Genomic DNA, 9,464 nt, shown 5'->3' with positions numbered 1-9,464 from the left:
GCGGTGTGTCATTCAACACATGTATCGGATGACACACCGCTTTCGCGAGCAAGCCCGCTCCCACAGAGGGCCATCAGGCATTCGGTTTTCCGAACAATACCCATCAGTCAGTTCGGCCAGCCGGATAAACAACCGGCAAATAAACCTGAAACAAAACATTAATTACCTTATAAAACATAGAGTTAACCTGTATCGACTGGCCTGGCACGAGTCATGCTCTACACTCCTTCGAGACGAATGCCTGCATGCCAACACAACAGGAGCTGCCAGGCGTTTCGAAGCACTCAGGGCCGACGTACCGGCTGAAATAAAAAAAACAATGTCGAGGAAACATCGATGCGCATCGTTCCCCATCTTCTGGGCGCAGCCATTGCTGCCGCTCTGATCAGCACCCCGGTTTTCGCCGCCGAACTGACCGGCACGCTGAAAAAGATCAAAGAGTCCGGCGTCATTACGCTTGGGCATCGCGACGCTTCCATTCCGTTCTCCTACATCGCAGACGCTTCCGGCAAACCGGTGGGCTACTCCCACGACATCCAGCTGAAAGTCGTCGAAGCACTGAAAAAAGACCTGGACCTGCCGAACCTGCAGGTCAAGTACAACCTGGTGACCTCTCAAACCCGTATCCCGCTGGTGCAGAACGGCACCGTGGACCTGGAGTGCGGCTCCACCACCAACAACGTCGAGCGTCAGCAACAGGTTGATTTCTCCGTCGGCATCTTCGAGATCGGCACCCGCCTGCTCTCCAAGAAAGACTCCAAGTACAAGGATTTCGACGATCTGAAGGGCAAGAACGTCGTGACCACCGCCGGCACCACCTCCGAGCGCCTGCTCAAGGCCATGAACGCCGACAAGCAGATGGGCATGAACGTCATCTCTGCCAAGGACCACGGCGAGTCCTTCCAGATGCTGGAATCGGGCCGTGCCGTCGCGTTCATGATGGACGACGCCTTGCTGGCCGGTGAAGCAGCCAAGGCCAAGAAAGCCGATGACTGGGCTGTCACCGGAACTCCACAGTCCTACGAAATCTACGGCTGCATGATGCGCAAAGGCGACGAGCCGTTCAAAAAAGCCGTGGATGACGCTATCAAGGCCACCTACGCGTCGGGCGAGATCAACAAGATCTACGACAAGTGGTTCACCCAGCCGATCCCGCCGAAGAACCTGAACCTGAACTTCCCGATGAGCGACGAGCTCAAGGCACTGATCGCCAATCCGACCGACAAGGCGGCTGACGACAAGAAGTCCTGATTTTTCTGACTAACCTTATCTCCTGAAGGGGCCCGGCCCTTTCAGGGGATGGTCACTCCCTGCTGGCATATCTGGAAACACTCGAAGCGGTGGTTGTCGAGCCGATCGCGTGTGCCTGGCCTTTACAGGCCAGGACGGGAACGGAGCTTCCCCAGGCGGGCATTTGCACATCGAACGATCTGAGGGGAGACCCTAATGAATTACAACTGGGACTGGGGCGTGTTCTTCAAGTCCACCGGCGTGGGCAGCGAGACTTATCTCGACTGGTACATCGCCGGCCTGGGCTGGACCATCGCCATCGCCGTCGTCGCCTGGATCATCGCCCTGATGCTGGGCTCGATCCTGGGCGTGATGCGCACCGTGCCGAACCGGCTGGTGTCGGGCATCGCCACCTGCTACGTGGAGCTTTTCCGTAACGTGCCGCTGCTGGTTCAGCTGTTCATCTGGTACTTCCTGGTGCCCGACCTGCTGCCCGAAAACCTGCAGGAGTGGTACAAGCAGGACCTGAACCCGACCACCTCGGCCTACCTGAGCGTCGTCGTGTGCCTGGGGCTGTTTACCGCCGCCCGGGTCTGCGAACAGGTGCGCACCGGTATCCAGGCGCTGCCGCGTGGCCAGGAATCCGCCGCCCGCGCCATGGGCTTCAAGCTGCCGCAGATCTACTGGAACGTGCTGCTGCCCCAGGCGTATCGGATCATCATTCCGCCGCTGACCTCGGAATTCCTCAACGTCTTCAAGAACTCCTCCGTGGCCTCGCTGATCGGCCTGATGGAACTGCTCGCGCAGACCAAGCAGACCGCCGAGTTCTCCGCCAACCTGTTCGAAGCCTTCACCCTGGCGACGCTGATCTATTTCACCTTGAACATGAGCCTGATGCTGCTCATGCGCATGGTCGAGAAGAAAGTCGCGGTGCCCGGCCTGATCTCCGTGGGGGGTAAATGATGGAATTCGATTTCAGCGGTGTCGTCCCGGCCATTCCCGGCCTGTGGAATGGCATGGTGATGACCTTGAAACTGATGGCCCTGGGTGTCGTCGGCGGGATCATCCTGGGGACGATCCTGGCGTTGATGCGCCTGTCCCACAACAAACTGATCTCCAACATCGCCGGCGCGTACGTCAACTACTTCCGCTCGATCCCGCTGCTGCTGGTCATCACCTGGTTCTACCTGGCGGTGCCGTTCGTGCTGCGCTGGATCACCGGCGAAGACACGCCGATCGGGGCCTTCGGCTCCTGCGTCGTGGCCTTCATGATGTTCGAGGCGGCGTATTTCTGCGAAATCGTGCGCGCCGGCGTGCAGTCGATCCCCAAGGGGCAGATGGGTGCGGCCCAGGCCCTGGGCATGAACTATGGCCAGACCATGCGCCTGATCATCCTGCCCCAGGCGTTCCGCAAGATGACCCCGCTGCTGCTGCAGCAGAGCATCATCCTGTTTCAGGACACCTCGCTGGTCTACACGGTCGGCCTGGTGGACTTCCTCAATGCTTCGCGGGCCAATGGCGACATCATCGGCCGCTCCAATGAGTTCCTGATCGTCGCAGGTCTCGTGTACTTCACAATCAGCTTTGCCGCCTCGCTGCTGGTCAAGCGTCTGCAAAAAAGGTTCGCCGTATGATCTCTATCAAGAACATCAACAAGTGGTATGGGGACTTCCAGGTACTGACCAATTGCAGCACCGAGGTCAGCAAGGGTGAGGTCGTGGTGGTGTGCGGCCCTTCGGGTTCGGGCAAGTCCACGCTGATCAAGTGCGTGAACGCCTTGGAGCCGTTCCAGAAGGGCGACATCGTGGTCGACGGTACCTCCATCGCCGACCCGAAGACCAACCTGCCGAAATTGCGTTCGCGGGTGGGCATGGTGTTCCAGCACTTCGAGCTGTTCCCGCATCTGACCATCACCGAAAACCTGACCATCGCGCAGATCAAGGTACTGGGCCGCAGCAAGGAAGAAGCCACCAAGAAAGGCCTGCAACTGCTCGAGCGCGTCGGCCTGGCGGCCCATGCCCACAAGCACCCGGGCCAGCTCTCCGGCGGCCAGCAACAACGCGTGGCGATTGCCCGGGCCCTGGCGATGGACCCGGTGGTGATGCTGTTTGACGAGCCCACCTCGGCCCTCGACCCGGAAATGGTCAACGAAGTGCTCGACGTGATGGTGCAACTGGCCCACGAAGGCATGACCATGATGTGCGTGACCCACGAAATGGGCTTCGCCCGCAAAGTGGCGAACCGAGTGATCTTCATGGACCAGGGCCAGATCATCGAAGACTGCAAGAAAGAAGAGTTCTTCGGCGACATCAGCGCCCGCTCCGAACGTGCGCAGCACTTCCTTGAGAAAATCCTGCAGCACTAAGCGTCGCCTTCTTTTAGACGCGCTTGCTCTTGTGGCAAGGGAGCTTGCTCCCGCTGGGTCGCGCAGCGACCCCAAACCGGTAAATGCATTGCATCTGGCACACTGCACGAACCGTTTTGCGACTGCTTCGCAGCCGAGCGGGAGCAAGCTCCCTCGCCACAGAGCCGCGTTCGAAGGACGACCGCAGCACACTGGTTGACCCAAGGCTTCTGTGATGAAATGCGACCCCACCCTCTATCGCGCCGCGCCGCCATCACTTGCCGTGAAACCCCGCCTGATCCGCCACCTGTTCCTGCCGCCGTTGATCATCGCGTTGATGATCGGCCTGGGCTATCTCGGCTTCTGGATCAGCGAACACTACGGCGTGCGTGGCCTTGCCGAGAACGGCGAGCGCCAGCTGGAGCTGCATGCCCGGGCGGTGGAGAGTGAAATCAGCAAGTACACCTACTTGCCGAGCCTGCTGGAGCTTGAATCGAGTGTCTCGACGCTGCTCGACGACCCGACACCCGAACACCGCAAGACCGTCAACGAATACCTCGAAGGCCTGAACCGGCGCAGCCGCAGCCGGGCCATCTACGTGATGGACACGACCGGCCGCGTCATGGCCACCAGCAACTGGCGCGACGTCGACAGTTACCTGGGTGAAGACCTGTCCTTTCGCGCCTATTTCCAGAACGCCGTGCGCGGCCAGCCGGGTCGCTTCTATGGCATTGGCAGCACCAACGGCGAACCTGGCTACTACCTGGCCCACGGCCTGGAAGAACAGGGCAAGATCATCGGCGTCGCCGTGGTCAAGGTGCGCCTCGAAGCCATGGAGGAACGCTGGCAACGGGCACGCCTGGAAGCGTTCGTGAGCGATGAGAACGGCATCATCATCTTGTCCAGCGACCCGGCGCGGCGGCTCAAGTCCGTGCGTCCCTTGAGCGATGAGACCAAGGAACGCCTGGCCCGCAGCCTGCAATATTACTGGTTCCCGCTGAACGAGCTGGTGCCCCTGGCCCGGGAACGCCTGGCCGAAGGCATGGAAAAACTGACTTTCCCGGCCAACACTGAACTGGTGTCCGACGAACGCGCCATCAGCTATTTGTCGCAGACCCGGCCGCTGAGCGACACACCGTGGAACTTCACCCTGTTGACGCCGCTGGAAGACCTGCGCCGCCAGGCGATCAACCAGGGCATCCTGGTGGCGGTGGCCTTCGCCCTGGTGGCGTTCCTGCTGATCGCCTGGAACGAACGGCGCAAGGTCATCGCCACCCGCCTCGCGGCCCGGGAAGCCTTGCAGGAAGCCAACAGCCAGCTCGAACGTCGGATTACCGAACGCACCACCGACCTGCGCGCCAGCAACGAACGGCTCAAGAGCCAGATCCGTGAGCGGCGACAGGCCGAAGAGACCCTGCGCCGGGCCCAGGACGAATTGGTCCAGGCCGGTAAGCTGGCGGCCATCGGCCAGATGTCCACCAGCATCGCCCATGAACTCAACCAGCCGCTGGCGGCCTTGCGCACGCTGTCTGGCAATACCGTGCGCTTTCTCGAACGCGGGCAACTGGACATCGCCAGCACCAACCTCAAGACCATCAACGAATTGATCGACCGCATGGGGCGCATCACCGCCAGCCTGCGCGCCTTTGCCCGCCGGGGCGACGATCAGGGCCGGGCGAGCCTGGGCAAGGCCGTCGAGGCCGCGCTGCAATTGCTGGGCGGGCGCCTGGAAAACCGCAACATCCAGATCCACAACGGCTACGCCGACGTCCAACTGCAAATCGACCAGACGCGCCTGGAGCAGATCCTGGTGAACCTGATCGGCAACGCCCTGGATGCCATGCAGACGCAGCCCGAGCCACAGCTATGGCTCGACGGTGAAAGCAGCCACGGCAAGTACCGCCTGCGGGTGCGGGACAATGGCCATGGCATCGACCCCGAAGCCCGCAAGCATTTGTTCGAACCCTTCTTCACCACCAAGCCCGGCGAACAGGGCCTGGGCCTGGGCCTGACGCTCTCGGCGAGCCTGGCCGCCGCCGCGGGCGGGCACCTGGGCGTCGAATTCCCGGTCGAACGTGGCACCACCTTCGTCCTCAGTTTACCGTTGGTAAGCCTTCCCCCAGCCGAGCAACCATGAACAACGACCTGAGCGTACTGATCGTCGAAGACGACCCCCACGTCCTGCTGGGTTGCCAGCAGGCCCTGAGCCTGGAGGACATCCCGTGCATCGGCGTGGGCAGCGCCGAAGAAGCCCTGGAACAGGTGGGCGATGACTTTGCCGGCATCGTCATCAGCGACATTCGCCTGCCGGGCATCGACGGCCTGGAACTGCTGACCCGTCTCAAGGCTCGGGACAGTCGCTTGCCGGTGGTGTTGATCACCGGCCACGGCGACATTTCCATGGCCGTCGGCGCCATGCAGAAAGGCGCCTATGACTTCATGGAGAAACCCTTCTCCCCCGAACGCCTGGTGGACGTCGCCCGGCGCGCCCTGGAACAGCGCAGCCTGGCCCGCGAAGTGTCATCGCTGCGCCGCCAGTTGGCCGAGCGCGACTCCCTGGAAGGCCGCATCATCGGCCGCTCGCCGGCCATGCAGCACCTGCGCGAACTGATCGCCAATGTCGCCGACACCTCGGCCAACGTGCTGATCGAAGGCGAGACCGGCACCGGCAAGGAACTGGTCGCTCGCTGCCTGCATGACTTCAGCCGGCGCCACGGCAAACAGTTCGTCGCGCTCAACTGCGGGGGCCTGCCGGAGAACCTGTTCGAAAGCGAGATTTTCGGCCATGAAGCCAATGCCTTCACTGGCGCCGGCAAGCGCCGGATCGGCAAGATCGAGCATGCCGATGGCGGTACGCTGTTTCTCGATGAAGTGGAAAGCATGCCCCTGCCCCTGCAAATCAAGTTGCTGCGGGTGTTGCAGGAACGCACCCTCGAACGGCTGGGCTCGAACCAGAGCGTGGCGGTGGACTGCCGGGTGATTGCCGCGACCAAGTCCGACCTGGACGAAATGGGCCGCGCCGGCCAGTTTCGCAGCGACCTGTATTACCGCCTCAACGTGGTGACGCTGGAACTGCCGCCCCTGCGCGAGCGGCGCGAAGACATCCTGCAACTGTTCGAACATTTCCTCCAGCAATCGTCCCTGCGTTTCGACCGCACGGTGCCGCAGCTGGATAACCAGACCCTGTCGAACCTGATGAGCCATGATTGGCCGGGCAACGTGCGCGAATTGCGCAACGTCGCCGAGCGCTATGCCCTCGGCCTGCCTGCCTTCAAGAAAACCGGTGCCAGCAGCGGCGGCCAGGGCCTGGCCTTCGCCGAAGCGGTGGAAGCGTTCGAACGCAACCTGTTGGTGGACGCCCTGCAACGCAGCGGCGGCAACCTGACCCAGGCCAGCCAGGAACTGGGGATGGCCAAGACCACCCTGTTCGACAAAGTCAAAAAATATGGCCTGAGCCATTAACAACGGGGCAATGACCTGTGGACCTGATTTTCAAGGCGGCGCTGGGGGCTGCCGTGGTGGTGATCCTGGCGATGCTCGCCAAGACCCGCAATTACTACATCGCCGGGCTGGTGCCGCTGTTTCCCACCTTTGCCTTGATCGCCCACTACATCGTCGGCAAGGGCCGCTCGGTGGACGACCTGAAGACCACCATCGTGTTTGGCATGTGGTCGATCATTCCGTATTTCGTGTACCTGGCGACCCTGTATGTCATGGTCGACCGGATGCGCCTGGAAGCATCCCTGGCGGTGGCGGCGGTGGCGTGGCTGATGGCCGCCACGGTGCTGGTCAGCGTCTGGGTAAGGGTTCACGGCTGAGGGCACAAGCGTGCCTTATCTCCCCCGTGGGAGCGAGCTTGCTCGCGAAAGCCGGGGGATCAGTCGACGCATCTGTTGGACAGGCCCGGCCTCTTCGCGGGCAAGCCCGCTCCCACACATTGATCGTTGGCGAGCACAGGATGTGTGTTCACCGTAGATCCCTTGTGGGAGCGAGCTTGCTCGCGAAAGCGGTGTATCAGTCGACGCATCTGTTGGACAGGCCCGGCCTCTTCGCGGGCAAGCCCGCTCCCACACATTGATCGTTGGCGGGCACAGGATGTGTGTTCACCGTAGATCCCCTGTGGGAGCGGGCTTGCTCGCGAAAGCGGTGTATCAGTCGACGCATCTGTTGGACAGGTCCGGCCTCTTCGCGGGCAAGCCCGCTCCCACACACCGATCGTTGGCGGGCACAGCATGTGTGTTCACCGTAGATACCCTGTGGGAGCGGCGAATCAATAGCCGACGGTGAACCGCGTCCGCGAAAACTGCGGCGTCTGCACTTCGTCGATCATCGCGATGGCGTAGTCGGCGAAACTGATCCAGCTGCGGCCGGCCTCGTCGAACAGCAGGTGATCCTTGCCAAGGCGAAAGTGCCCGGTGCGCTCGGTTTCCACGAACTCCGCCGAAGGCGAAAGGAACGTCCAGTCCAGGTCCTGCTCCTGGCGCAGCACGTCCAGGAACAAGGCTCCGGCCGTGGCTTCGGCGAGGTATTCCTCGGGGAAACCATCGCTGTCGATTACCCGGCTGTTGTCCGGCAGCAGCAGCGAGCCGGCCCCACCCACCACCAGCAGGCGCTTGACCCCCGCCGCTTTCAGCGGCGCGATGATCTTGTCGGCCGGTACGGTGGCAAAGTGCGCGGCACTGATCACGGCATCGTGACCGGCGACGGCGGCGGTCAGCGCTTCGCTGTCCAACACATCCAGTGACTGGCTGACCACGCCAGGCCTGTCACCGATGCTTGCCGTGTTGCGGGCAATGGCCGTCACGCTGTGGCCACGGCGCAGGGCTTCTTCCAACAGTTGGCTGCCAGCACGACCGGTGGCGCCGATGATTGCGATCTTGCTCATGATGTTCTCCAGTGATTACTCATAGATACCAGGCATGCAACCCCTTGTGGCGAGGCAGCCAAGCTGATTGATTGCTGCAAAGGTGTCATCCGCCGTCAGGCACTCACCACTTCATTTCCCCCTTGGCCACCTTGGCACTGAGCTCGAGCGAGCTGTCTTCGCCCAGGTCCGGGTAGCGTTGTTTCATGGCGGCGATCAGGGCGGCGGCGTCCTTGGCACGGGCGGCTTCTTCGTCGAAGGCCTTGATGTAGCCGGCGGTGAACTTGACCGGCGCCAGGGAGCGGGTGCTCTCGCCCAGGTAATGGCCGGGGATCACGCTGCGCGGCTGCAGCTTCTCGATGCTGTACAGGGTCGCCAGCCAATCCTGATGGGACTGCGGCGTCTGGGTGTCGGCCATCCAGACATGGATGTTCTCGGCCACCACCACGCCCCCGACCACGGCCTTGATCGATGGAATCCAGACGAAACTGCGCTCCGGTTGCGGGCCATCCAGGCCGATGATCTGCAAGCGCTTGCCCTCCAGGGTCAGGCTGTCGCCCTTGAGCACCTGGGGCACGATGGCCTTGTCGGTTGCATCAGCCTTCAGGATCGGCCCCCAATATTTCAGCTTGCCGTCCACCGTGTGCTTGATGTGTTCGACGGTCGGCTGGGTAGCCAGCACCTCGGCCTCGGGGAAAGCGGCCGTCAGGGTCTGCAAGCCAAAATAGTAGTCGGGATCGCCGTGGCTGATGTAAATCGTGGTCAGTCGTTTTCCGCTGGCGCGGATTTTTTCCACGACCTGCTCGGCCTGGGATTTGCCGAACTGGGCGTCGACCAGGATGGCGTCGTGCTCGCCGCTGACCAACACCGAGGACACCGGGAACACCGCCGCGGCGCCAGGGTTGTAGACATCGAGGGTCAAGTCGGCTGCCCAACTGTGGGCCGCGAACGCCAGGGATGCGGTCGCCAGCAACAGGCGCTTGAGTGGGGTGAATCCGGTCATGCTGTGCTCCGTTGTCCAAAGCC

General features: G+C 62.1%; 9 protein-coding genes. 7 read left to right on the top strand and 2 right to left on the bottom strand.

The window, feature by feature from the left end; genetic code table 11:
* Window positions 1-336: 336 nt before the first annotated feature.
* The 7 genes from AD664_RS08435 (at window position 337) to AD664_RS08405 (ending at window position 7,392) form a co-directional block, all read left to right on the top strand.
* Window positions 337-1,251 (top strand): glutamate/aspartate ABC transporter substrate-binding protein, encoded by a 915-nt coding sequence (locus tag AD664_RS08435; RefSeq protein ID WP_042730392.1) that lies wholly within the window; start codon window positions 337-339, stop codon window positions 1,249-1,251.
* A 195-nt stretch (window positions 1,252-1,446) separates the two neighbouring features.
* Complete coding sequence (locus tag AD664_RS08430) at window positions 1,447-2,193, top strand: amino acid ABC transporter permease (RefSeq protein WP_042730391.1); 747 nt, start codon at window positions 1,447-1,449, stop codon at window positions 2,191-2,193.
* A complete protein-coding gene (locus AD664_RS08425; RefSeq protein ID WP_042730390.1) occupies window positions 2,193-2,864 on the top strand; it encodes an amino acid ABC transporter permease in 672 nt (223 codons plus the stop codon). The genes AD664_RS08430 and AD664_RS08425 overlap by 1 nt, the downstream gene beginning before the upstream one ends.
* Window positions 2,861-3,595: an amino acid ABC transporter ATP-binding protein gene (locus AD664_RS08420; protein ID WP_053145852.1), complete on the top strand. Its 735-nt coding sequence runs from the start codon at window positions 2,861-2,863 to the stop codon at window positions 3,593-3,595. The genes AD664_RS08425 and AD664_RS08420 overlap by 4 nt, the downstream gene beginning before the upstream one ends.
* A gap of 214 nt (window positions 3,596-3,809) precedes the next feature.
* Window positions 3,810-5,711: an ATP-binding protein gene (locus tag AD664_RS08415; RefSeq protein ID WP_053145850.1), complete on the top strand. Its 1,902-nt coding sequence runs from the start codon at window positions 3,810-3,812 to the stop codon at window positions 5,709-5,711.
* On the top strand, window positions 5,708-7,036 hold the full coding sequence (locus AD664_RS08410) for a sigma-54 dependent transcriptional regulator (RefSeq protein WP_042731007.1): 1,329 nt from the start codon (window positions 5,708-5,710) through the stop codon (window positions 7,034-7,036). Before AD664_RS08415 ends, AD664_RS08410 begins: the two co-directional genes overlap by 4 nt.
* A gap of 26 nt (window positions 7,037-7,062) precedes the next feature.
* Window positions 7,063-7,392: a GlpM family protein gene (locus tag AD664_RS08405; RefSeq protein WP_170862026.1), complete on the top strand. Its 330-nt coding sequence runs from the start codon at window positions 7,063-7,065 to the stop codon at window positions 7,390-7,392.
* A gap of 452 nt (window positions 7,393-7,844) precedes the next feature.
* Here AD664_RS08405 and AD664_RS08400 read toward each other — a convergent pair whose 3' ends face one another.
* Window positions 7,845-8,459: an NAD(P)-dependent oxidoreductase gene (locus tag AD664_RS08400; RefSeq protein ID WP_042731005.1), complete on the bottom strand. Its 615-nt coding sequence runs from the start codon at window positions 8,457-8,459 to the stop codon at window positions 7,845-7,847.
* A gap of 103 nt (window positions 8,460-8,562) precedes the next feature.
* Window positions 8,563-9,441, bottom strand: a complete 879-nt coding sequence (locus AD664_RS08395; protein ID WP_053145848.1) for an MBL fold metallo-hydrolase — start codon at window positions 9,439-9,441, stop codon at window positions 8,563-8,565.
* Between the last annotated feature and the right edge of the window lie 23 nt (window positions 9,442-9,464).

Origin of the sequence: Pseudomonas sp. P97.38 (genome assembly GCF_001269745.1) — a bacterium.
In the GTDB taxonomy this organism is placed as follows: Bacteria; Pseudomonadota; Gammaproteobacteria; order Pseudomonadales; family Pseudomonadaceae; genus Aquipseudomonas; species Aquipseudomonas chlororaphis_E.
This window is presented reverse-complemented; position numbering and strand designations above follow the sequence as displayed.

Bases quoted from the DNA above. Each gene is read 5' to 3' on its own strand.
- AD664_RS08425 (WP_042730390.1), top strand. From the start codon at position 2,193: ATGGAATTCGATTTCAGCGGTGTCGTCCCGGCCATTCCCGGCCTGTGG.
- AD664_RS08415 (WP_053145850.1), top strand. From the start codon at position 3,810: ATGAAATGCGACCCCACCCTCTATCGCGCCGCGCCGCCATCACTTGCC.
- AD664_RS08400 (WP_042731005.1), bottom strand. From the start codon at position 8,459: ATGAGCAAGATCGCAATCATCGGCGCCACCGGTCGTGCTGGCAGCCAA.
- AD664_RS08395 (WP_053145848.1), bottom strand. From the start codon at position 9,441: ATGACCGGATTCACCCCACTCAAGCGCCTGTTGCTGGCGACCGCATCC.
- AD664_RS08420 (WP_053145852.1), top strand. From the start codon at position 2,861: ATGATCTCTATCAAGAACATCAACAAGTGGTATGGGGACTTCCAGGTA.
- AD664_RS08435 (WP_042730392.1), top strand. From the start codon at position 337: ATGCGCATCGTTCCCCATCTTCTGGGCGCAGCCATTGCTGCCGCTCTG.
- AD664_RS08430 (WP_042730391.1), top strand. From the start codon at position 1,447: ATGAATTACAACTGGGACTGGGGCGTGTTCTTCAAGTCCACCGGCGTG.
- AD664_RS08410 (WP_042731007.1), top strand. From the start codon at position 5,708: ATGAACAACGACCTGAGCGTACTGATCGTCGAAGACGACCCCCACGTC.